Raw genomic sequence first — 23,783 nt, 5'->3', positions numbered from 1 at the left:
AGCGTGAATGGGCTCGGAAGCCCTGCGAGATGCGGAGCCGGAACGGGCGACCCGGGAAGCGGGGCGCTGTCCGGCCTGCGGGCGGCGGAACCAGGGCGCGTGCCCCGAGTGCGCGCAGTCCGCCAGGACGCCGTCTGGCCAGTCGTCGATCCCTCCGGAGATCACGGAGGTCGTCCCCGTCGCTTTGCCTCGTTTCCCCGGCTACTGGACCCGCAGGACGCTGGGGCAGGGCGGCTTCGGCCTGGTCTTCGAGGCCGAGCCGGAGGGCGGCGGCGCGCGCGTGGCCATCAAGCTCGCGCGCGCCGATCGCCGCGGCGCCGCCCAGCGCCTCCGGGGTGAGGTCGAGGCGCTCTCGGCCATCGGCGCCCCCCACGTGCCGGGCGTGCACGCATGGGGGGCGCTGGACGACGGCTCGCCCTACGTGGTGATCGAGCGCATCGCCGCGCCCACGCTCGCCTCCCGCCTCGCGGCGCGCCCCGCGCCGCAGCTCGAGGAGGCCGCCCGGCTCGGGCTCGCGACGCTCGCGACCCTCGAGGCCGTGCACGCGCGCGGCTACGTGCACTGCGACCTCAAGCCCGAGAACATCCTCGTCGATGAGGCGAAGGCGACGCTCATCGACCTCGGCATCGCCCGCGTCGTGGGGTGGCGCTACGACGGGCAGGACGAGGACCTCGCCGTGGGGACGGCGGAGTACATGGCGCCGGAGCAGTCGGCCGGGTGGCCCGATCTCGACGCGCGCGCCGACATCTACGCGATGGGCGTCATCCTGTACGAGCTCTTCGCGGGCCGGCCCCCGTTCTGGGGGCCGCGCGCGGCGGTGCTGGAGGACCATCGGAGCCGCAGGCCGCCGCGCCTGTCGGCCAGCGCGGCCGTGCCGCGGGCGGTCGAGGAGGTGGTGCACCGCTGCCTCGCCAAGGAACGGAGCGAGCGGTTCGCGAGCGCGAGCGAGCTCCGCGTGGCGCTGGAGCGCGCGCTCCGGGACGAGGTCGCGGCGAGCGCGCCGGAGGGGTCGCGCTCCGTGGCCGGCATCGAGCGCCGCGTGATGGGGCTCCTGTTCTTCGAGAGCTCGGCCGATCGCATCGCGGTGCAGCGCAGGCTCCTGGCGCTCGGCGGCGAGCTCGCGCACGCCTCCGGCGCTCGTTACGTGGGCGTCTTCGGCCAGGAGGGGACGGCGAGCCCCGCGCGCCGCGCGCAGCGGGCGGCCGACGAGCTCCTGCGACGCGGGCTGTGCGCGCGGGTCCTCATCGATCTCGCGCCTGTGTCGAGCCAGGCGCGCCCGGACGGGACGCGGCGATTCCTGAGCCCGCTCTTCTCGCGCGCCGAGCGGTGGCCGTCCGCCGCCGGGCCGCTGGGGCCTTTCCTTACGCCCGAGGCGTCGGCCGCGCTCCCCGAGCCGTCGCACGCCGCAGCGGGCGACGAGCTCCCGCCGGGCCTCGAGGATCAGTCGCGCGACGCGACGCGCCCCGGCGGGTTCGTCGGCCGTCGCGACCTCCTCGAGCAGCTCACGCAGAGCGCCGAGGAGGCGCTCTGCATGAAGAAGCCCACGGTCGTCTCGGTGACGGGCGGGCCCGGCCACGGGAAGAGCCGCCTCTTCGTCGAGCTCGGCAAGCAGCTCCGGGAGCGGCTGCCGCACGCCCGGATCATCGAGCTGCGCGGGCAGGAGCCCACGAGCGGCGCCTCGGACGAGACGCTCCACGAGCTCGTGCGCAAGGCGCTCTGCGTGCCGGAGCAGCCACCGGAGAGCGGCGTCCGCGGGGCGCTCCCGGAGTCGCTCGGTGCCGTGCTCGGCGAGGAGCTCCGCTTGGGGCTGGCGATGGCGCTCGGATGGGTGGACGAGCAGACGGGCGTCGACATCTTTCCAGAGCTCGAGGCGCTCCGGGCCGCGCCCGGCGCGCTTCGCTCGGCGCGCGTGCGGGCGGCGGGCGAGTGCCTGCGCCAGTGCGCGTCCGCGTCGCCCGTGATCATCCTCCTCGACGACGCGCACTTCGCCCATGACGCGGCGCTCGCTGCGCTCGAGTACGCGGCGCTCGCGGACGAGGCCACGCCGCTGTGGATCTGCGCGATGGGGCGCCCGGCGTTCGCCGAGGCGCACCCCTCCTGGGGCGAGCGCGCCGCGCGACACGAGGCCCTGCGGCTCGAGCCGCTGGACGATGAGAGCGCGCGGGCGCTGTGCCGGCGGCTGCTCCTGCCCGCGCGGGACGTGCCGGAGCCGGCGATCGATCGCCTGCTCGAGCGCTCGCAGCGGGTGCCGCTCTTGCTCGTGGAGCTCGTGCACGGGCTCAAGCGCGAGGGGATCCTGCGCCGGCACCGGCGGGGCGACGCGTGGTACCTGGCGACCGACGAGCTCGAGCGCCTCCCTGTGCTGCCGTCGCTCGATCCGCTGGCGCAGGCGGAGATCGCGGCGCTCGGGCCGGCGCTCGGGGCGCACGCGCGGCTCGTCTCGCTGCTTGGCGCAGAGGTGTCGATCGACGAGATCGCGGGCGTGCTGCGCCAGCTGGATCTCCGCGGCGACGGCGCGGCCTTCCCGCTCGACGCGCGCGTCGGGACCGAGCGGTTGCTGAAGGTGGGCGTGCTGGTCGGTGAGCAGAAGGACCGGCTGCGCTTCCGGCACGCGCTGGTGCGGGAGGCGGTCGCGCAGGACGTCGCCGAGGCGGAGCGGCGGCGGATCCACCTGGCCGCGTACGAGCACCACCGCGAGGCGGCCCACGAGAGCCGGGAGCAGCGGCGGCTCAGGATCGCGCACCACGCGGCGGAGGCGGGGCTCGCGACGGTCGCGGAGGAGGCCTACCTGGAGCTCGCCGAGCGGGCGCGGGCGCGGCACGCCTACGTGGAGGCGGAGCTCTACTACAGCCGGGCGCTCGCGCAGCCTGTCGAGGCGCCTGGGGTGCGGCGGAGGGCGGCGTACCGGGGCCGGGGGCTGATGCGCTACCGGCTGGGCCGCTACCACGACGCGCTCGGGGATCTCGATCGCGGGCGCGCGATGGCGGTCGAGGAGGGCGACGTGATCGAGCAGATCGAGATCCTGCTCGACGAGGCCACGGCGCTCGACTGGATGGACGACTACGGACGATCGAAGCAGCGCGTGGAGGAGGCGAGGGCGCTCGCGCGCGGCGATCTGCCGCCCGCGCTGGCGGCGCGGCTCTCGATGGGGGTGGCGCGCTCGCTGAAGCGTGAGAGCCGGGAGGAGGAGTCGGCGCAGCAGTTCGAGCGCGCAGCGGCGCAGGCAGAGGGGCTGGGCGACGAGGGCTACGAGACGCTCGTGGTGTCGCTGCTCCTCCTGGGCGCCATCTACCCGGGGCTGGGAAAGCTGGACGAGGCGGGCGTGGCGCTGGATCGGGCGATCCGCATGTGCGAGGAGCGCGGCGATCTCCTGCACCTCGGGCCGGCGATCAACGGCCGGGCGCAGCTCAGGGCCTGCCAGGGGGACAGCCCGGGGATGATCCTGGATCTGTGTCGCCTGATCTCGATCTCGCGCCAGCTGGGCTTGGGGATGCTTGAGCTCGTGGCGGAGTTCAACCTGGGCGAGTACGTCTATCTGATGGGCAATCTGGACATGGCGATGCCGCACGTGGAGCGAGCCGTGTCGCTCGAGCGCCAGCAGCGGGGAGAGGCGCGGCCGTCGATGCAGCTCCTGCTGGCGAGGCTGCTCCTCTACCGGGGTGAGGAGGGCAACGCGCGGGAGATCATCGAGACGATCCGGACTCAGCAGGCGAAGGCCTCGGCGGAAGGGCGCGAGGGCATGGAGATGGCGCCCTCGGAAGAGGTCCAGTGGTCGATGATCGACCTGGCGACGCGGGCGGCGAGCGCCGAGGAGTGGGATGAGCTGGAGGAGCGGTCCGCCCGGTTCTCCGTGGGGCAGGAGCAGATCGAGGTCATCGAGGCGCGCGCGCGGGCCCTCTCGCGGCGTGGCCGCCACGCGGAGGCGGAGGCGGTGATCGAGCGTGCGATCGAGGTCGCCGGGCGGATCCCCAACATGATGCGGGAGCGGCTCGAGCGGCAGCGAGGGAGCTAGCCCGGATGCTCCGTGAGCCGCTTACGCCGGCTCGTGACCCACGGATTCAGCGCCACGCGTACGAGAAACTGGCCTCCAGGTGGCTCGTTGCTTCGCGCAGCGCTCGCAGAAATTGACGGGATTCATTGGCCGCCTCACCGCGGGACAGCCGCCGCGGCGCGGCGCGGTGGGTCCTCGCGGTGGGCGACGCCCGTGACGGCGCCCTTGGCGTTTGGATGCGCAGCGGGATCGCCCGTCGCGTCGAACAGGGCGAGCGACCTCGAATAATCGAGCGCCGCCCCGGCGGTGTCGCCCCGCTCGCAGCGCAGATCGGCGCGCGCGTGGAGCACCGCGGCCTGCCCCGCGCCGTCCCCGAGCTCCTCGAAGAGCCGCAGCGCATCCTCGTAGTCGCGCTGCGCGCCCGGGAGCGCGCCCCGCTGGCGGCGCAGGTCGCCGCGGGCCTTGAGCGCGGCGGCCTCGCCGCGGCGATCTCCGCTGTCCCGGTACAGCAGGATCGCATTGCCATAGTCGCGCGCCGCGAGCGCCGTCTGCCGCTCTCGCAGGCGCAGGTCGCCGCGGGCCTGCCACGTGCGCGCATGGGTCTGCTCGCACCCGAGCGCCCGGAGGAGATCGGGCTGCGGGAGCACCTCGCGCGCGGCGCGGGCGCGCGAGCTCGCCCCGCGACGCTCATCGCGGCTGCTCGGCGGGGGCGAGCGCAGCTGGCTGAGGACGCGCTCCTCCACGCCCTCGAGGATGTAGAGCGCGCGGTCGTAGGCGCGCGCGGCGCCCGCGAGGTCCCCCTCCCTGAAGCACAGATCGCCCTGCGCCTTCAGCACGTTGGCCTCGCCCAGGCGATCGCGGCAAGCCCTGAGGAGCGTGAGCGCGCACCCGTAGTCGCTCGCCGCCCCCGCCAGCTCGTCCTGATCGAGCCGGAGGTTGCCGCGCGCGAGCAACCCCATCGCCTCTCCGGCCCGGTCGGACGCCGCCCTGAACAGCGACAGCGCCCGCTCATGATCGCGCGAGGCGGCCGCGATGTCCCCCTGCCGCCGGTGCACGTCGCCGCGGAGCAGGAGCGCCGTCGCCTGGCCACGCCCGTGCATGGCCGCCTCGAACCCGGCGAGCGCTTCGCCGTAGTCCGCGACGGCGGCCTCGAGCGCGCCCTCGGCGAGGCGCCGGTTGCCGCGCGCGAGCAGCTCCTTTGCGTTGCAGAAGATCTCGTCGTCGGCCGGCGGCGAGCTCCGCGCCGCCGCGCGCTGCACGTTCGCTCGCACCGCCTTGCGGAGCACGTCGCGGTGACCCGGGCGGCCGCGCTCGCGAGCGGCCGGCGTCGCGCGGAGCGTCCCGAAGGTGCCGCGCCGCTTGCTCGCGAGCTCGGCGCGGCGCGCGCTCTCGAGCGCCGCCAGCGCGCGCTCGCGCAGCTCGGGGAGCGCGTCGCCCGAGAGCCGCGCCGCCTCGTCGAGCAAGCGCTGCTGGAGCTCGGCCGGGAGCCCGAGATCGACCACCGTGCAGGCGTCGACGAGCGCCCGCGCCAGCACCTCGGCGCCGCGCTCGCCGTCCCGGAACGGCGCGAGGTCGAGGGCCGCGAAGAGCTCACAGGCGACGCGCCTGCGCGACGCCGCCGCCGGCCGCCCCTCGGCCGCGGCCGTCCAGAAGAGCAGCGCCTGCATCGCGTCCGCCGATCCCCGGTGGAGCGCGTCCCAGCGCCTCGCGTCGGCCGCCGCGTCCTCGCGGGCCGCGGCGCGCACGGGGGGCGTCATCGTGAAGGTCTGCGGGCCCTGCTCGAGCGACACCACCCGCCCATGCACGAGCAGCTGGAGCGGCCGCGCAGCGGAAGGCGCCGGCTTCCCCGCCGCGGCGGCGACCACCTCCAGCGGAACGCCCGCCGCGGGCAGCACGGCGAGCGCATGCACCACCCGGCGCGCCTCCTCGCCGAGCGACTCCAGCGCGTCGCCGAGCACCTGACCCACGATCTCCCCCTCGGGTCCCCCCGGATCCAGCTGCGCCGCGTTCTTCCGCAAATATGCCTCGACCGACATTCCCGTCCGCCGCAGCGTGGCTGCGGCGATCTCGATCGCGGCCGGCAGATACCCGAGCGCAGCGACGAGCGCATAGGCCCACTGGACCTCCGCAGCGGGCGGCGCGTCCGTCCCCCATGCACCCTGGGAGAGGACGGACATCGCAGCGGATACGGAGAGCGCCGAGACGCTGAGCTCGGCCATCTTCCGATCTCCGGACGTGGAGCGGAACCTCAACATATCGCCTCTGTCATTCCAGAAGAGCTGGTTGTCCGAGCAGGCGCCGTCCGGCTCTCGGCCCGCGGCGACATGCCTGCTGGCCCTCAATCAGCCTGGAGATTCACGTCTCGAAGCCTGTGTCGACGAGCTTAGCGCGGCGCGCGACAGGCTCAACGGCCTTCCAGGTTTTCATGCGATCCCCGCGGCGAATCCGCGGCGAACCAGCCCGCGCTGGCACGCGTCCGGCAACGGCTCGCCGATCATGGGAAAGCGCGTTCGACGAAGCGGAACGACGGGATCCTGCGCCGGACGCTCGCTCCTTGTCGCCGGCTCGTATGTCCCCCGGTCGGGTCGAGGAGAGAAGATCCTGCCCATCTGCGCGGGCCCCGCGGCGAGGCGGGGGGCTCGGGCGGAAGGCCGTGGGCGTGAGATCCGGGTCGGAGACGAGATCCTTTATGTGACCGAGACGGGCACCGGCAAGCCCGCGGTGCTTCTGCCCAGCATGCTGATCGACGGCGCGACCTACCAGCCAGCGGTCGAGGCGATGGCGCGCCGCGCGCGGGTGCTCGTCCTGGAGCTGCCCGGCTCGGGCCGCGCCTCGCGGCTGCGCGCGCCGTGGACCCTGGAGCGGTATGCGCGCTGCGTCGCCGAGGCCTTGCGGGTGTTGCGCCTCGAGCGCGTCACGCTGATCGGCCACTCGCTGTCTGGCGCCGTGGCGCTGATCGTCGCGGCGCTGCACCCCGAGCGGCTAACCGGGGTCGTGCTCGTCGATTCCATCGGATTCAACCCGCCGGGCTCGGTGCTTTCGCTCGTCCTCGCCCGCGCCGTCGAGGTGCTGCTGGCGCCTCGCTTCGTCGCGCGGGGGGCGCCTGCTCTCCTCCACAACCTGCTCTTCCACGCGCGGAGCGCGCTGAGCCTCCTGCGGATCGCCGCGACCGCGGATCTGAGCGGCCATGCGGCGCGCGTGCGCGTGAGGACGCTGCTCGCCTGGGGCGCGCGCGATCTCACGGTGCCGATCGGCTCGGCCCTCGCCATCCAACGCTCGATCCCCGACTCGACCCTTGTCGTCTCCTCGAAGGGAAGCCACGACTGGATCGTGGAGCGACCAGCCGAGTTCGCGGACGCGGTGGCGAGGTTCATGGCGGGCAGCGGCGGAGCAGCCTGAGCAGGGGGGTGACGTGGAGCGCCGCCATGCGCTACCCTTGTCCCGGCGTTCTTCGGCGTGAACCTCAGGGAGCATGGCGCGCGGCGCGAGCCGAGCCGCCATAGCAGGGAGCGGGGCTTGACTGGTTTGTGGCGCCTGCTGGAACAGGCCGCGAGGTGGGCGCGGCGCGCGACCCCGCTCCTCGCGCTCCTCGCGACGATGGCGCTGTGCCTCCCCGCCCGCGGCGAGGCGGCGCCCGCCGCGGGCCCGGGCGGCGCGGCCGGGGCCCCCACGCCGCCGGGCCCGCGGCCGCTCCCGCCGATCCCCGGCGCGGGCAAGGTCACCGTGGTCGCGATCTCCGGGACGATCGATCTCGGCCTCTCGCCCTTCCTGGAGCGCGTCGTCGCCGCCCAGGGGGAGGGCGACCTCCTCGTGCTCGACATCAGCACGCTCGGCGGACGCATCGACGCCGCGCTCGCCATCCGGGACGCGCTGCTCCGGGCGCGCGTCCGCACGGTGTGCTGGGTCAACCCGCGCGCGATCTCGGCCGGAGCGCTCATCTCGCTCGCCTGCGATGTCATCGCGGTCGCCCCCGGCGCCACCCTCGGCGCGGCGACGCCCGTGCAGATCGGCGAGGGCGGCGAGATGAAGCCAGTTGCCGAGAAGGTCGTGTCCTACATGCGGAAGGAGATGCGCGCGACCGCGGAGGCCAAGGGGCGGCGCGGCGACATCGCCGAGGCCATGGTCGACGCCGACGTGGAGGTCCCCGGCCTCGACGAGAAGGGGAAGCTGCTCACGCTGGACGGCGCGCAGGCGCTCGCGTGGGGCGTCGCCGAGGTGCAGGCCGGCAGCGAGGCAGACCTCTTCGGCGCCCTGGGCCGCCCCCAGCCCGCGGAGATCATCCGCCCGCGCCCCAGCTTCGCCGAGGAGCTCGCGCGCTTCCTCTCGGATCCCACGCTCTCCGGGGTCCTCATGACCCTCGGGATGCTCGGTATCCTCCTCGAGCTCTATGCGCCGGGCCACGGCGTCCCGCTCGCCTTCGGGCTCTCGTGCCTCGCGCTGTTCTTCTTCGGGCACCACGTCGTGAAGCTCGCCGGCTGGGAGGAGCTCGCGCTCTTCGCCGTCGGCGCGATCCTCATCGCTGTGGAGATCTTGGTCCCGGGGCACATCGTCCCCGGGGTCGCGGGCGCCGCGTGCGTGGCGAGCGCCCTCCTCCTTTCGCTCCTCGATCTCGAGCGCGTGCCGGTCGACGTCGCCTGGCACGCCGGCTGGCTGCCGCGCGCCCTCGCCTCGGTGTGCGGCTCGCTCGCGGCGACGGCGGCGCTCGCGGTGGGCGCCGCCCGCATCGCGCCGAGGACGCGCTTCGGGCGGCGGTTCGTTCTCGACGCGGCGATCCGCGGCGTCGCCGTCGGAGGACCTCCCAAGGGCCCCGCGGCGCCCGCGTCGCTCGTGGACCGGCTCGGCACGGCCGCGACCGATCTGCGCCCCTCGGGCAAGGTCGCTCTCGACGGCCGCCGCGTGGAGGCGCTCTCGGAGCTCGGCTACGTCGAGGCCGGCGCCCGTGTGCGCGTGATCCGCGCGGAGGGGGGCCGGGTCGTCGTGAGGGCGGTCGCGCGCGGCGCGGACGAGGAGCGCGGAGCGTGACGCCCGCGCTCCTCGTCGTCGCGCTGCTCGTGGTGGGGCTCGTGCTGCTCGCCATCGAGGTGCTGGTCATCCCCGGCGTCGGCCTCGTCGGGCTCCTCGGCGGCGCCGCCGTGCTCGGCGCGGTCGCGCTCGCATGGGCGGCCCTCGGGATCGGCTACGGCCTGCTCGCCCTGGGCGCCGGCGTCTGCGTGACGGGGCTCCTGTTCTGGGCTGTCCCGAGGACGCCGGTGGGCCGCAAGATGGTGCTGCTCGAGACCCAGCGGAGCGGGCGTGGCCCGGACGCGCGGCTCGCCGCGCTTGCCGGCAAGGAGGGCAGGGCGCTCACGCCGCTCCGCCCCGCCGGCACGGTCGAGATCGAGGATCGCGCGGTCGATGTCGTGACCGACGGCCTCTACGTGGAGGCTGGCACGCCTGTGCGGGTCGCGAGCGTGGAGGGGAATCGGGTCGTCGTCGAGCCGCGCGAGCCCTAGAGAGCGCGCGAGAGGCGGCCCTTCACGGACAGGGACGGGTGGAGAGGGATATGGAGATCATCTCGGTCATCGTGATCGGCGGGCTCGTGCTCGTCGCCATCGTCGCGACGCTGTACATGGTGCCGCTCCGGCTGTGGGTCGCCGCGCAGGCGTCGGGCGCCGGGGTCTCGATGCTCACGCTCATCGCGATGCGCCTGCGCCGGGTGCCGCCCGATCAGATCGTCAACGCGCGGATCAGCGCCGTGAAGGCGGGGCTCGAGGGGGTGTCCGTCGACATGCTGGAGGCCCACTACCTGGCCCGCGGCAGGGTGGAGGCCGTCGTCAACGCGCTCATCTCGGCCGGCAAGGCGGGGATGGAGCTCGATTTCTCGCGCGCGGCCGCGATCGATCTCGCCGGCCGCAACGTGCTCGAGGCGGTGGCGATGTCGGTGAACCCGCGCGTCATCGAGACCCCGAAGGTCTCGGCCGTGGCCAAGGACGGTATCCAGCTCCTCGCGATCGCGCGCGTGACCGTGCGCGCCAACATCGAGCGCCTCGTCGGCGGCGCGGGCGAGCAGACGGTGCTGGCCCGCGTCGGCGAGGGCGTCGTCTCGACCATCGGCTCGGCCGACGACTACAAACACGTCCTCGAGAACCCGGATACCATCTCGAAGAACGTGCTCAAGAAGGGCCTCGACGCGGGGACGGCGTTCGAGATCCTCTCCATCGACATCGCCGACGTCGACGTCGGCTCCAACATCGGCGCGAAGCTCCAGACGGAGCAGGCCGAGGCGGACAAGCAGGTCGCGCAGGCCAAGGCGGAGTCGCGCCGCGCGCTGGCGGTCGCCCAGGAGCAGGAGATGAAGGCCAAGACGCAGGAGATGCGGGCGAAGCTCGTCGAGGCGGAGTCGACGATCCCGCTCGCCGTCGCGGAGGCGCTCCGCACGGGCAAGCTCGGCGTCATGGACTACTACAACATGCGCAACGTCATCGCCGACACCGAGATGCGCCAGGGCATCGCCGGCACCACGGGGGGCAAGCCCGATCCCGCCGGGGAGTCGTGAGGTGCCGCCGCGCGACCCACCGAGCCCGCTCCTCGCGTGGCTCGGCCGCCGCGGCGCGCTCGTGCGGCGCTTCGTCCTGGCCGAGGTGCTCGGCCCGCCCCGGTCGCTATCGCCGCGCGCTGCGCGGCCGGAGAGCCGCGCGGCCGGAGGGCCGCCCCCCGACGACGCTGGACGGGCGCCATGCGTGACATCGACCTCGAGAAATACGTCGGCGCCCTCGTCGGAGTGATCTGGGCGCTCGTCAAGCTCGCGAGCCTGTACAGGAGCCTGCAAGCCAGGCGCGCCGAGCGCGCTGCGCGTGCCGCCGCGCGGCCCGGCGGAGAGGACGCCCCGCGGAGCGAACGAGCGCTCGTCGACGTCGCGCCGGGGAGCGATACGGGGCTCGTCGATGTAGCGCCGCCGAGCGCTGCGCCGTGGGCGGGGATGCCGTTCGGCGCCCCGCGCGCGCCCGACGCCGACCGGCTGCGCGTGGTGCTCCTGCGGCTCGCCGAGATCGAGCAGAGCGCCGCGGCGCTCGGCGAGGTGGTGCGTCACGAACGGGCGAACCGGCGCTTCACGGACGTGCTCCTCGGGGCCGTCCCGCACGAGATCGGGCGCCTGCGCGCCTCCATCGACGCGGGCCTCGCGGCGCGCGAGGCGGAGGCCGCGGCGGACAGCATCGCGCTCGTCGTGGGCGAGATCGCGGTGCTCGTGCGGCAGCGCCGCGACCCGTCGCTCCTGCCCGATCTCGGCGACGCGGACGCCCTCGCCGACGCCTGCTACGCCCCCGTGATCGCGTTCGCGCGGGCGGAGGGGCTGCCGCTCCGGAGCGGAGCGCCGGCCACGCAGCTCACGGATTTCGATCTCGCGATCTGGACGGGCTTCATCCCGACGTCGATCGCGCCCATCTTCCTCCCTGTCGACTTCTTCTCGACCCCGCTGCGCTGGCCGGCGCTCGCGCACGAGATAGGCCACGATTTCCTGGCCTCGGTCGACGGCCTCGAGCCGGCCCTGCGCCGCGAGCTCGGCCTGGGGGGCGAGCGGGTGCGCCCGCTCGCGCCGGACGGCGATCGCATCGGGGCTCCCGCGCTCAGGCGGGTGTTCGGCGTGTGGTTCGAGGAGATCTTCTGTGACGTCTTCGGCACGCTCATGTTCGGCCCCGCCTACGTGCTCACGATGAGCGAGCTGTTCTTCCAGGAAGACGAGCCGTATGCGTCCATCGCCGTCCAGACGGACGTGACCGGCGCGCGTTATGACGAGCACCCTCCGCCGCACCTGCGCGTGCTCATCGGGTGCATGGTCCTCGAGCGGGGCGGGCTCAACGAGGACGCGCGCGCCCTGCGGGAGGCGTGGGCGCGCCGCCACGCCGAGGTGAGCCTCGATGACCTGCTCTTGCCCGTGAGGGGCGCCTTTCGCCCCGTCTCGCTGGCGCCCTTCGCCGCCATGGCCGCGTGGATCGTGGAGCGCCTCTATGCCGGCCCGCTCACCGCCCTGTCCGGCTTCGGTCTGCAGGACATCAGCGGGCTCGACTACGGCCCGCACGAGCGCCAGGAGGCGTCGCGCGCGCGCGACGCGCTGCTCGCCGGCCGGGTCCCCGCCGTCCTCGACGCCCGGGCGCTCCTCGCGGGCGCTGTCCTGGCGGCGCATCAGGCGCCCGCGCAGTCGCTGTCGATCCTCATCAAGGCGCGCGCCGCGATCCCGGCGCTCGGCACGGCCGAGCGACGGCCCGACGCGTTCGGGCCGCGCCTCGACGCGTCCAGCGTCGCGCTGGACCGCCGAACCGTGGCGGAGGCGCTGCTCTTCCGGGAGGTCCTGCTGCCACCGCGAGCGCTCCGCACCCGCCGCCGCGCCCGCCTCTGAGCGGCGGTCACCCGCTTCGGATACGGGCCCACCTCGACGTTTTCGGTGCTCAGCGCACCGGAGTGCGCTTGCGCGCCGAAAACGCCGATCTGAGCCCGTCTCCTGTGCGGGAGACCGCCGCTCTGCTTGGCATGTAGCTGAGGTGGGCGGAAACGCCGTGGAGCGGGTCAGATGGCGTCGAGCTCGGCCGCGCCCTGCGTGGGGTGAACCGTCTGGATCGTGGGCGCCCGCGGCGCGGCGAGGCTGCCCGCCGTGATCAGGGGCAACGACGCCCGCGGCGGGGGGATGCTCTCCGAGCGGAGCTTCAGGAGCTCCTCGCGCTGGTGCTTCCACACGGTCCGGTAGCGGAAGAACGGCACGGCCGGGTAGAGGTGGTGGATCAGGTGATACGTCTGCCCGAAGAGCAGCACGTTGAACAGCACGCTGTCGACCGCGCGCGTCGCGCTGTACCGGTTCTGCGTCGCCGTGATCTCGTGGGGGAAGTGAGGCAGGTAGTCGAAGGCGAACGCGAGGAAGAAGATCGCCAGCCGCGCCGGCAAGATCCAGTAGAGGAGCGCGAGCTGGCCGACGCCGAGCCCGAAGGCCAGCACCACGAGCGCGAGCATGGCCGCGAGCGACGCGACCGTCTCGATCCGCTCCGCGCGCTTCTGCGCGTGGTAGGAGCGCAAAAATAGATAGTAGTAGTGGAGATCCTGTGTCGCCCAGCGGAGCGGCAGGAGGTACCACGGGCCGCGCCCACTCCAGTAGTCGGGATCCCGGTCCGCCTCGTTCGTGTGTTTGTGATGCTCGAGGTGGAAGTGACGCACCGCCAGGAACGGCGCCACGAGCAGCAGCCCGGACAGCCGCCCGATCACGCCGTTCAGCAGCGCGGAGCGCGCCAGCGACCGATGCGAGGCCTCGTGCATCGGCGTGAAGGCGGCATACGCGGCGACCGCCGCTGCGAGCACCGCCGGAACGGTCGACACCCAGCCCGCGATGCCCGCGGTGACGGCCGTCGCCCAGAGGGCGCACGACCCCGCGAAGAGCGCCACCGTCGGCCACTCGATCGTCCGGGTCTGCAGCAAACCGCTGTCGAGCGGGAGGACGCTCCAGAGGGCCGGCCGCCCGGAAGGTCTCCCCGACGGCCTGCCCGAGGGCCGGCCTGACGGCCTGCCCGAGGGCCGCCCCGACGGCCTGCCCGAGGGGCGGCTCGGGCACTTCTCGTCGTTGTTCCTCGTGAAATTCCAGACGGCTGGCCGCCCCGATGGACGACTGAGTCGATTCTCGTCGTTGTTCATGGCGCTCAAAACTCCCGGGGGAAGCTTCGGATCTTCACGTTGGTGACAGCGAACGGTGGACACCGGATCAAGCGCAAACGAACGTTCGACCGCTCGGGACCGCGTTCCAGGGATGGCACCGACAGGTCGTCAGGGGTTAGCGACCTCCAGGGCGAGGTCGTCCACGGCCATTCCCTCGGATGAACAGAGGAGCGCCATGGGCGGTCCCACTGCGAGAGAAGGCGGGAGACGCTCGCAGACGAGCACGAATTCAATCTAGCAGCCTAGCAACAGGAGCACAACGGGACTTTCGGAGCGTTGCGTTGGGCTTTCTGGTTGGCTGGATTCCAGAAGCAGCGTCGTTTGTTTCGGTTTGCGACGGTTGCGTCGGTTACGACGCTTACGACGGTTGAGACCGTTGCGTCGGTTTACGATGACGTCGTCCGCCTGCATCTGCTTGCGTTGGCTCGTAGCGGCGTTCGCGGCGGCGTCGCGTTGGCGTTGGCGTTGGCGTTGGCGCCGCTGCTGTTGTCCGAGGAACAGGCCCGGAGCGCCGCGCTGACGCTGACGCTGACGCTGACAACATGGCACGCGTCAAAACAGTGCGCTCGGCACATTCCGCTAGACATGGCCGTGTGTCGACGCGCTGCCGTCCCGCAGCATTGCGCTCACCTCGTGGGCACAACCCCATGCCAGCGTGTATCCCGAACCGCCGTGGCCGTAGTTGTGGATCACACGGCCTTCACGCTCGACCCGCACGGTGCTCCGATAAGGGCGCAGCCCGGCGCGTGAACCGAGCAAGCGGCCCGGCTTGAGCCCGGCGGCGCGCACCCGCTGGAGCATTGCGTCAGCAAGCTCGGGATCAGGCGTCAAAGGGCGATCATCGGGCGACGGGATGAAACAACCGCCAATCACGATCTCGCGACGCCTTGGGATGACATAAACGAGCGCCGATTCGTCCCTTTCATCACCCAGTGCGACATCTGGGGGGATCTCGCCTGGTTCGACGATCGCCACCTGGCCGTAGACGCCGATGAGCTCGCCGTCGCCGGTGAGCGCGCGCGCTCCGAGCCCGGTGCAATTCACGATGCAGGCGCCCTCGACCTCGGCGAGCGATCGCACGTTCTCGGTGCGCACTGGACAGTCGAGCTGCGCCTCCAGCCAGGGCAGGTGCAACGATGGCTCGATGCGCGGCGCCGTGAATCGCAGGCTGTACGGCGCGCCCAGCGGGTGGGGTCCAGGCTCGATCGCGAGGTCCGGGGCGCTCGGAGCCCACCACGGCGGGCGCGTGTCGTCCGCCGCCTCGCGCGCGGTCAGGAGATCCACGCCCGCCTCCGGGTGTTCGTTCGCGATGCGCGTGAGTTCATCGAGGCTCCTCGAGGACCACGCGTTGACCCGCTCGGGCGGGTTCGCCAGGAAGGGATGCCACAGCGCCGCCGCGACCGCGGACGTCGTTCGCTCGCCGCGCGCCGCTGCGATCACCTGCACCCGGTGGCCGTCGCGCTGGAGGACGACCGCCGTGGTCAACCCGATCACCCCTGCGCCCACGACGGTGATCTGCTGCCCTTGAGCCTGGCCCCGCGATGACGCCACGATCGCGCGCTCTAGCACGCCGCGCCTCAGCGTCGACATCGCATACCACGCCCGGCGTCGAATCCGGTCTCATGGACGTCCAGCGACGTTCCGCGACGTCCCGCGACGTCCCGCTGTGTCCCGCGACGCGCCGTGATGTCCCGCGACGTCCGATCCACAGCGGTTTCCGCCCACCTCAGCTACATGCCGCGTGCGCAGCGGGCGCCGATGTTGTTGACGCGATCGGTGGGATGACTCCAGTCGCGGTTGCCTGCGCGCACGTCCGTCGCCGGCGCGCGGTAGCTCCCGCCGCGGGTGACCCGCGTCGCGTCGCGATCGCCGTCCACGCGATGCACGCAGTCGATGCACGGCGTGGGGAGCGCATCCCGCCACCAGTCCATCGTCCACTCCCAGAGATTCCCTGCCAGATCCGAGTGCCCCCATCGCCCGTCGCCGCGCGGCTTCGACCCGACCGGCAGGATGTCGCTCAGCGCGCAAGCCCCCGCGGCGCTTCCATCCCCCGTGCAGTTGTAGGAGGCGCGATCGCCGTCGATCCCGGAGCCCCAGGGGTAAGGTCGATGCTCGTCGCCACCGGCAGCCGCATAGTTCCACTCCGCCTCGGAGGGCAGGCGGCCGCCGTCCCACGCGCAGAACGCGAACGCCTCGAACCAGGTGATGCAATTGATCGGCAGCTCCTCGTTCGACCCGGCGGCGTCGGTCCACGTCCAGAGTCGATCGCCGTTGCACTGCAGCGCCGCCCGGAGCCCCGCGGTGTTCGGCGCGAGCCGCGAGTTCCACCCCGCGATCCACCCGCTGCCGCTGACGTGGGGGTGCCGGCCAGCCCCGATGGCCGGCGGGCTCTCCTGCACGCCCTGCCCGGCATCCACGAAGGCCCGGAATCGCCCGACCGTGATCTCGTACTTGTCCAGGCGGAAGTCGCTGACGGCCGCGGGGAACGCGTCGTCTGTGCTCGGCGTCCCGTCGTAGCCCCTCAGGAAAGTGCCACAGGGGACCATCCTGTTGCCGCAGCAGCTCGCGTCGCCCGGCCCGCAGCTGTCCCCGGCGCCCGGCCTGCCCCCCGCGCAGCTCGGAGGCATGACCATCACGTCCGTCGATCCGCACGTGTTCGGGCAACCCGGCTCCCCGCACTCGCACTGCACGCCGCCCGCGCACGTCACGCAGTCCCCGGTTCCATCACACTCCGCGCTGCCGTCTGCCCCGCAGGGGGTCCGCGCCGGCCTCGGCCGCTCCGCACACTCACCCTCGCTGCACACCGCTTCCATGCAGGCGCTCTGCGCTGGCGGGCAGTCCTCCACCGGGTCGACGCAGCCATCCGTCGCACCGCCGCTGCTGCTGCTGCTGCTGCTGGCGCCGCTGCTGCTGCTGGCGCCGCTGCTGACGCCGCTGCTGGTTGTCGCGTCACTGCTGCTGGTGGTGGTGCTGCTGGTGCCGCCTGCCCCGCTTCCACCGCTCCCCACGTCGTGGTCACCGGTGAAATCACGCACCTTCGGGCTGCAACCCGAGACGAGAGCGGTGGCCACGACGAGCGCCAATTTTCTCATGTACGGCATCATACGCGACCGGGTGCACCCCCGTCGTGGTGGATGCCGTACCGGCCCGCAGCGTTGCAGCGCCCGGCCTGCGCCGGGCGCAGCAACGTGCCGGGTGGCCGGGGCGGTGGCCACCCGTTCCAGCGACGGCGGCCGCCGCGCTGCGTGCGCTGGGGCCTCGTCCGCGCCTCGTTCGCGCCTCGCCTGCGCGGCTCGGCGGCTGGAGCTCCGTTACTTGCGCTGCGCGGGGGTGGTCGCGGTCGCGCCGTCCCCGGCGCGCCGGCTCGGCTCGATCTGGCCGACGTCGCGGACAGCGCCGTTGGCGGCGCTCGTGGCCATCAGCGCGTAAGCCCGCAGGGCAGGGGAGACCTTCCGGTCGCGGTTCGGCCTGAACGCATCGGCGCCGCGCGCCTCGGCGGCGCTGCGGCGGCGATCGAGCTCCGCCTCGCTGACGAGGACATCGATCGTCCGGGCGGGGATGTCGATCCGGATGCGGTCGCCCTCCTCGATGAGCCCGATGGTGCCGCCTTCGGCCGCCTCGGGCGAGACGTGCCCGATGCTCAGGCCCGACGTCCCGCCGCTGAACCGGCCGTCGGTGATGAGGGCGCACGCCTTCCCGAGGCCCTTCCCCTTCAGGAACGACGTCGGATAGAGCATCTCCTGCATGCCGGGGCCGCCCTTCGGCCCCTCGTAGACGATCACGACAACGTCGCCCGAGCGGATCTGGTTGTCCCAGATCGCGTCGCACGCCGCCTCCTGCGAGTGGAACACCCGCGCGGGCCCCTCGAACTTCCAGATCTCGGGATCGACGCCGGCGGTCTTCACGATGCAGCCGTCCACCGCGATGTTGCCGTAGAGCACGGCGAGCCCGCCTTCGCGGCTGTACGCGTTGTCGACGTCGCGGATGCAGCCCTTCTGGGCGTCATCGTCGGTGTCGGCGAAGTACTTGTCTTGCGAGAACGCGACCGTGGTCGGCACGCCGCCCGGCGCGGCGAGCGAGCGCTTCTTCGCGGCGGCCGTCGCCGTGGGGCGGCGGATGTCGTTCTCGTCGATGGCCTCGCCCAGCGTGCCCGTGTGGACCGTGCCCACCTGCCGGTGGATGAGCCCCGCGCGGTCGAGCTCGCCGAGGATCGTCAGCACGCCGCCCGCGCGGTGCACGTCCTCGACGTGGTGATGCGACGACGGCGCGACCTTGCAGATGTTGGGCACCCTGCGCGACATCCGGTCGATGTCCGCCATCTTGAAGTCCACCTGCGCCTCGCGGGCGACCGCCAGGATGTGGAGCACCGTGTTCGTCGAGCCGCCCATCGCGATGTCGAGCGCCATCGCGTTCTCGAACGCCTCGAACGTCGCGATGCTCCGCGGCAGCACCGAGGCGTCGCCGTCGACGTAGTGCCGCTGCGCGAGCGCGACGACGCGCTTCGCCGCCGCCTCGAAGAGATCCCAGCGCGCCGCGTGCGTCGCGAGCAGCGTGCCGTTGCCGGGCAGCGCGAGGCCGAGCGCCTCGTTGAGGCAGTTCATGCTGTTGGCCGTGAACATGCCGGAGCACGAGCCGCAGGTCGGGCACGCGGACCGCTCCATCGCGGCGAGATCCGCGTCGGTCACCTTGTCGTCGCTCGCGGCGATCATCGGATCGATGAGGTCGAGCTTCCGGATGAGCGGCTTGCCGTCGCGGTCGTGGGTCCCGACGAGCTTGCCCGCCTCCATCGGGCCGCCCGACACGAAGACGGTCGGGATGTTGAGCCGCATGGCGGCGAGGAGCATGCCGGGCGTGATCTTGTCGCAGTTCGAGATGCACAAGAGCGCGTCGGCGCAGTGCGCGTTCACCATGTACTCGACGCTGTCGGCGATGAGCTCCCGGCTCGGCAGCGAGTACAGCATGCCGGCGTGGCCCATCGCGATGCCGTCGTCGATGGCGATGGTGTTGAACTCGACGCCCCACCCGCCCGCGGCGTCGATGACCTTCTTCGCCCGCTGCCCGACGTCGTGGAGGTGGACGTGCCCCGGAACGAACTGCGTGAAGCTGTTGGCGATGGCGACGATCGGCTTCTCGAAGTCCGCGTCCTTCATGCCGGTGGCGCGCCACAACGCGCGCGCCCCTGCCATGTTGCGCCCCTGGGTGGATGTACGACTGCGGTATCCGGCCATGCCGGGAACCTACTCCGTTCCGGCCTTCGCGCCTAGCCGGCAGGCGGGGCCGGCGCCAGGGTACCGCCGCGCCCGCTGCGTCCACCGCCGCGCGCTGCGTCCACGGGCGGCGACGTCGTTCGAGCGGCCAAGGCGGCGCGCAGAAGGTCTGTCGGGGCATGGGCCGCGACTCCGGGCGTCACCGCAGCCCGGGGCCGGCCCTTCGATCATCGGCCTCGCGGCTTGGACCACCGATCCACGGCGACCATCGCGGCCCCCAGCCCGTCGATGTAGCTGCCGTGCCGGAACGTCGCGCGCTTGAGCGCCACGACCAGCGTCGCCAGGAGCTGGCGCGCCTCGTCTCGTTCTCGCCGCAGGTCCTGGACCTCATCCCGCGACGGCCGGTTGACGACCGCAGCTTGCCCGGCGTCGTTCGTGCCTGTCTGACTCGCTCTCTCGGACATGGGTCACATCCTCCCATATCAAGTTAGCGCCGCGTCGCCCGCGCCATCAACATCCATAGGAGGTATTTGAATCGGTGTTCGTATCCCGGCCCACGTCAGCTCAGGAGCGCGCGGCGAGCGTGACGAGCGTGACGAGGCCGCGCGCGATCTCGCGATGGATGACGCGGAGTCCTGCCGCGTCGAGCCTGTCGCAGACCCAGTCGGGGGAGAGGCGCAGCTTGCGATAGAAGCTCGCTGACAGCGTCCACCGGCCGTCCTCTCGGCCGCGCGTGTGAACGAGGTCGTGCACCTTGACGGTCTCGGGTTCGTACTCGAGGAAACAGGTCATGATCACATCCGCGGAGTCGTGGACTGGGATGAACCGGTCGACGCCTTCGAGGTCGCGGGTGAGGTCGCGGAACGTGAGCGCGAGGTGGCCGCCGGGCGCGAGTCTCCGGGCGCAGCCGGCGAACATCCGCTCCACGTCCGACTTGCTGCCGAGGTGGGGGAGCGTGTCGCCCATGCACACGGCGAGCGCGCAGGGGGTGTCCGAGCGCTCCAGCGCGTCAAGGAGATCCCCTCTCACGATCTCGACGGCGAGCGGCCCGCGGCGCGCCTCGAGCTCGGCGAGCAGCCTGTCCGAGGTGTCCACGGCCGTCACCCTGAACCCGAGCTGCGCCAGCGCGATGGACTGAAAGCCGGAGCCGCACCCGAGGTCGATGGCCTCGGGAGAGCCGCCGGACATACCGCCGGACGAGCCCGCGCGCAGGCCGAGCCGCTCGAACAGCGCCCGCTGCTCGGCGACCTTGGCGTCGTGATCCCCGAACATCCTTGAATAGTGCTCGGCGAGGAGCTTGTCGTAGTGATCGGCGACCGTGGGCATGGGCTCTGTTCCTCCGCGGCCATCCTACAGCGGCAGGGCCCGCCGCCGCATGCCTGCGGCGGCACGCATGGACAGATCGGCGCATGCCTGCGCCGGCGCGCGTCACACACGCACGCACGCGGGCGCACCAGAATCGACTGCGTCCGAAAATTTCTGCTCTGCTTTGACGAAGACATGATATCTTGGTTGAAACGCGACTCTTACTCCGACATTGATTTTCGGGTCGGCGGTGTTGGAAGGCACCGGGAAGGTTCCCGGAGCGAGGTTGGAGAGGGAGAGATCGCGTCGCTGTGCGCAGCTGGCTTCGTCGGACGGGTGAGAATGAGGTACGGCGGGCTTGGACCGAGCCAGCCTGTCGCTCGCGTGGATGTTTCGCTCTTCGAGAGCGCGCCTCGCGAAGCGCGCTGATGGACCTGTCGGAGAACCAGCGAGGCGAGCCGGAGAGCCCAGGCAGGCGGTCACGCCGGGCGACCAGGCAGCCGGAACGACGGGCGAGCCAGAACGACAGGCAAGCCAGATGACCAGGTGAGCTCGGGCGAGCCGCGCCGCAGTCCTCGTGCGCCGCGCAGCCGGAGCCCGGTCGGCCTCGCCGAGGCGGCCAGCACCGGAATCTGAGCGAGGCGCGCCCGAGCGCTCAGGGCGGAGACAAGCTGACGAGCCGCCGACGATGCAGGTGAAGCTGCGCGGCGCGCGGGAGAGACGCCGGAGAGAGCACAGCCGGGCGCCGGTGACGCGGGCCGCGCCGGGTCACCCGCGACGATGACGGATGTGAATGTGACTGAGCGTGTGAGTGTGAATGTGACTGAGCGTGTGACGAACGGCCCATGACCGGAGAGCAGACGAGCAGACGAGCAGACGAGCAGACGACGTCGAGATCGAGAAATGAGTTGCGGAAGGTGTCAGTTTGCGTCACGATGAGAAGTTTTGTAACTGCGGTGTTTGCGAGCCTGCGTAGTTCGCGCGGGTCGTGGGATCGCGTCGAAGTAGCGAAGGAGCGTGGTGCATGAAGACGGTTGGTGATTGGCTCTCCAGGTGCTCGCGATCGCTCGTCGCCGCGGGCGCGGCCGCGCTCCTCTCCGCCACGCCGATCGCGGCCTCGGCAGAGCACCCCCCCACGCCGCGGCAGGCTCCGCCGGCGGCGGCTGTCGGCGCGGAGAGCGCGCCTACGGCAGAGCCCGCCTCGGCCCCCGGCGCGGGCGAGTGGGACACCTTCTCCGTGGAGGTCTATGGCAGGCTGGTCTCGCGCGCGGGGAAGGTCGCGACCCTGCTGCCGCTCGTCTCCACCACCGAGAAGCCGGTCGCCGCGGGGACCAAGGCGGTGCTCTTCCGCAAGGTCGAGGACCCAGGCGGACCGAGATCCACGAAATGGGTCGAGATCGCCAGGGTGACCATGAAGAAGATCGAGTCGACCGGCAACATGCAGCTCACCATCGACTCGGAGCAGCAGGCGCCTCCCGGCGAGAAGGGCAAGACGCCTGGCCACTTCGTGAAGGGCGCTCGGCTCAAGCTCGCGATCCAGTAGCCCGGGGCCGCGTCGCGGCGGAGCTCGCCGCGGGCGTGAGCCGGGTCGCACCGCTCCGAGGAGGACCGCGCGGTCGCCGCGAGCGGGGACGGTGGGAGGGAGTCGGCGCGGGGCCGCGCGGCGCGGGTCGCCGCGGCCGAATGTCGCCGCCGTTGCACCACATTTTGAAACGCGGCGCCTCATCGTTGATAGAGTCGGCTTGCGGAGACGAGCGACGACGATGAACGCCCTTCGATCCTGGCTCTCGCAACTGAACCGCCCCGAGGTGACAGAGTTCGCCGTGGCCACCGGGCGCATGCCCAGCGTCAAGGTCTCGGGCGCCTTCCAGGCCGTCGATCCCGGCGCCCTCTCCACGGAGGACATCCTCATGCTCCTCAGCGCGCTCGGCGGCGGCCGCCACCTCGAGGCCCTCGGCGCGAAGCCGTCGCAGTGGCACATCCGCATCGAGGGCATCGGGGCCATCTCCGTCGTCGCCGCGCGCCAGGGCGACCTCGTGCACGCCCGGATGACGCGGATGCAGTCGTCCGCCGCGTCGGGGACGTCGGCCGCCGCGCCTCCCGCGCGCCCCTCGCAGCAGCTTTCCATGCGGGAGCACCTCGCGCCGGAGGAGGGGCAGCGCCCACCGCCGCGCGAGCAGGAGGCGAAGCGCACGAGCTCCTCGGAGGTCGCGCTCGACCTCCGCTCTCCGCCGCCGCCTGCAGAGCCCCGCGCCAGCCGGCCCTCGGTGGCCCGCTTCGAGGCGCGCGCCGACGATGCGTCGGCCGCCGAGCGCGCCGCGCCGGCTGCCCGCCCGTCATCGCCGTCCCCGGAGCCCCGCGCCGCCGCGCGCGTGGCCGCCGCGGGCGGGCGCGCGCGGTCCTCCTCCACCGAGATGCCGGCGGCAGCGCTCGACGGGCTGCTCGCCATGGCGCGCGATCAGGGCGCGAGCGATCTGCACCTCGTCGCCGGCCGCCCGCCGCTCCTGCGCGTGGCGGGCGAGCTGATGCCGCACGGCGAGCCGCTCGACCCGGCGGCCGTCGAGTCCCTCCTCCTGCCGCGCGTCCCGCCGCGCCTCTCGCAGGTGCTCGAGGTCGAGGGCTCCTGCGATTTCGCCATGGAGCTCGGCGCGCTCGGCCGCTTCCGGGTGAACATCTCGCGCCACCGGCAGGGGTACAAGGGCTCGTTCCGGCTGATAGCGCGCACCATCCCGACCCTCGCGTCGCTCGGCCTGCCCGACGCCATCGGGCTCGCCACCCGCCACCACCAGGGCCTCATCGTGATCACCGGGCCGACGGGCCACGGCAAGACCACGACGCTCACCGCGATCGTCGACATCCTGAACCGCGAGACCAGCCATCACATCATCACGGTCGAGGATCCCGTCGAGTTCGTCCATGCGCGCGGCAAGGCGATGATCAGCCAGCGCGAGGTCGGCACGCACACCCGCTCCTTCGAGAACGCCCTCAAGGCCTCGCTGCGCGAGGACCCCGACGTCATCGTCGTCGGCGAGCTCAGGGACACGGCGACGGTCCGCATGGCGCTGGCCGCGAGCGAGACTGGCCACCTCGTCCTCGGCACCATGAACACCCCGAGCGCGGCGAAGACCATCGATCGGCTGATCGATCTCTTCCCGCCCGGCGATCAGCAGCAGGTGCGCGTCACCCTCGCGGGCGGCCTCCGGCTCATCGTCAGCCAGCGGCTCCTGCCGAGCGAGGGCGGCAAGCGCATGGTCGCCGCCGCCGAGGTCCTGCCCGGCTCCGTCCCGCTCTGGAACCTGATCCGCGACTCCAAGACGTTCCAGATACCGAGCCTCCAGCAGCGGGGGAAGGGCCTCGGGATCATCCGCCTGGACGACTCACTGGCCGAGCTCGTCCGCGCCGGCAAGACCACGCTCGAGGCCGCGCTCAAGGTGGCGGAGGCCCCCGACGAGCTCGAGGCCGTCCTCGCCGGCAGGCGGCAGCCCATGCTCACGCCCGACAGGCGGCCGCCCGCCCCCGCGCCCGACGCGTCCAGGTCCGCGTCCATCGAGGCGGGCAAGGGCCTCTTCGAGCGCGCGGGCGCGCTCTTCGGGAAGAAGGGAGCGTAA

General features: G+C 72.6%; 15 protein-coding genes. 8 read left to right on the top strand and 7 right to left on the bottom strand.

Annotated elements, in window-relative coordinates; all coding sequences use genetic code 11:
- Window positions 1–7 precede the first annotated feature (7 nt).
- On the top strand, window positions 8–4,012 hold the full coding sequence (locus WME97_RS29010; RefSeq protein ID WP_437542146.1) for a protein kinase domain-containing protein: 4,005 nt from the start codon (window positions 8–10) through the stop codon (window positions 4,010–4,012).
- A gap of 134 nt (window positions 4,013–4,146) precedes the next feature.
- Here WME97_RS29010 and WME97_RS29005 read toward each other — a convergent pair whose 3' ends face one another.
- A complete protein-coding gene (locus WME97_RS29005; RefSeq protein WP_437542144.1) occupies window positions 4,147–6,210 on the bottom strand; it encodes a hypothetical protein in 2,064 nt (687 codons plus the stop codon).
- A 472-nt stretch (window positions 6,211–6,682) separates the two neighbouring features.
- Here WME97_RS29005 and WME97_RS29000 point away from each other — a divergent pair, with 472 nt between their 5' ends.
- From WME97_RS29000 to WME97_RS28980, 5 genes are all read left to right on the top strand, one after another.
- Window positions 6,683–7,390, top strand: coding sequence for an alpha/beta fold hydrolase (locus tag WME97_RS29000; protein ID WP_437542142.1), 708 nt, complete (start codon window positions 6,683–6,685; stop codon window positions 7,388–7,390).
- 117 nt (window positions 7,391–7,507) lie between these two features.
- Entirely contained in the window at window positions 7,508–9,013 is a 1,506-nt protein-coding gene (locus WME97_RS28995; protein WP_437542140.1) for an NfeD family protein, read from the top strand.
- Complete coding sequence (locus WME97_RS28990) at window positions 9,010–9,483, top strand: NfeD family protein (protein ID WP_437542139.1); 474 nt, start codon at window positions 9,010–9,012, stop codon at window positions 9,481–9,483. Before WME97_RS28995 ends, WME97_RS28990 begins: the two co-directional genes overlap by 4 nt.
- Before the next feature lie 50 nt (window positions 9,484–9,533).
- Window positions 9,534–10,526, top strand: a complete 993-nt coding sequence (floA, locus tag WME97_RS28985) for a flotillin-like protein FloA (protein WP_437542137.1) — start codon at window positions 9,534–9,536, stop codon at window positions 10,524–10,526.
- Between the two features lie 180 nt (window positions 10,527–10,706).
- Entirely contained in the window at window positions 10,707–12,365 is a 1,659-nt protein-coding gene (locus tag WME97_RS28980; RefSeq protein WP_437542135.1) for a hypothetical protein, read from the top strand.
- Window positions 12,366–12,532: 167 nt separating this feature from the next.
- Here WME97_RS28980 and WME97_RS28975 read toward each other — a convergent pair whose 3' ends face one another.
- From WME97_RS28975 to WME97_RS28950, 6 genes are all read right to left on the bottom strand, one after another.
- A complete protein-coding gene (locus tag WME97_RS28975; RefSeq protein ID WP_437542133.1) occupies window positions 12,533–13,642 on the bottom strand; it encodes a fatty acid desaturase in 1,110 nt (369 codons plus the stop codon).
- 600 nt (window positions 13,643–14,242) lie between these two features.
- Window positions 14,243–15,253 carry an FAD-dependent oxidoreductase gene (locus WME97_RS28970; RefSeq protein WP_437542131.1) on the bottom strand — a complete coding sequence of 337 codons (1,011 nt, stop codon included), beginning with the start codon at window positions 15,251–15,253 and terminating at the stop codon, window positions 14,243–14,245.
- Window positions 15,254–15,393: 140 nt separating this feature from the next.
- Window positions 15,394–16,755, bottom strand: coding sequence for a formylglycine-generating enzyme family protein (locus WME97_RS28965; protein ID WP_437542129.1), 1,362 nt, complete (start codon window positions 16,753–16,755; stop codon window positions 15,394–15,396).
- Between the two features lie 219 nt (window positions 16,756–16,974).
- On the bottom strand, window positions 16,975–18,891 hold the full coding sequence (gene ilvD, locus WME97_RS28960) for a dihydroxy-acid dehydratase (RefSeq protein ID WP_437542127.1): 1,917 nt from the start codon (window positions 18,889–18,891) through the stop codon (window positions 16,975–16,977).
- 206 nt (window positions 18,892–19,097) lie between these two features.
- Window positions 19,098–19,334, bottom strand: a complete 237-nt coding sequence (locus WME97_RS28955) for a hypothetical protein (protein ID WP_437542125.1) — start codon at window positions 19,332–19,334, stop codon at window positions 19,098–19,100.
- Between the two features lie 100 nt (window positions 19,335–19,434).
- Complete coding sequence (locus WME97_RS28950; RefSeq protein WP_437542124.1) at window positions 19,435–20,196, bottom strand: class I SAM-dependent methyltransferase; 762 nt, start codon at window positions 20,194–20,196, stop codon at window positions 19,435–19,437.
- 1,003 nt (window positions 20,197–21,199) lie between these two features.
- On the opposite strand from WME97_RS28950, the gene WME97_RS28945 reads away from it, so the two are divergent.
- Window positions 21,200–21,718, top strand: coding sequence for a hypothetical protein (locus WME97_RS28945; protein ID WP_437542122.1), 519 nt, complete (start codon window positions 21,200–21,202; stop codon window positions 21,716–21,718).
- Window positions 21,719–21,938: 220 nt separating this feature from the next.
- Entirely contained in the window at window positions 21,939–23,783 is a 1,845-nt protein-coding gene (locus tag WME97_RS28940; RefSeq protein WP_437542120.1) for a type IV pilus twitching motility protein PilT, read from the top strand.

Source organism: Sorangium sp. So ce367, from assembly GCF_051520455.1.
GTDB classification, from domain to species: domain Bacteria; phylum Myxococcota_A; class Polyangia; order Polyangiales; family Polyangiaceae; genus Sorangium; species Sorangium cellulosum_B.
The sequence above is the reverse complement of the archived record's forward strand: the minus strand, read 5'-3'. Positions and strand labels throughout refer to the sequence as shown.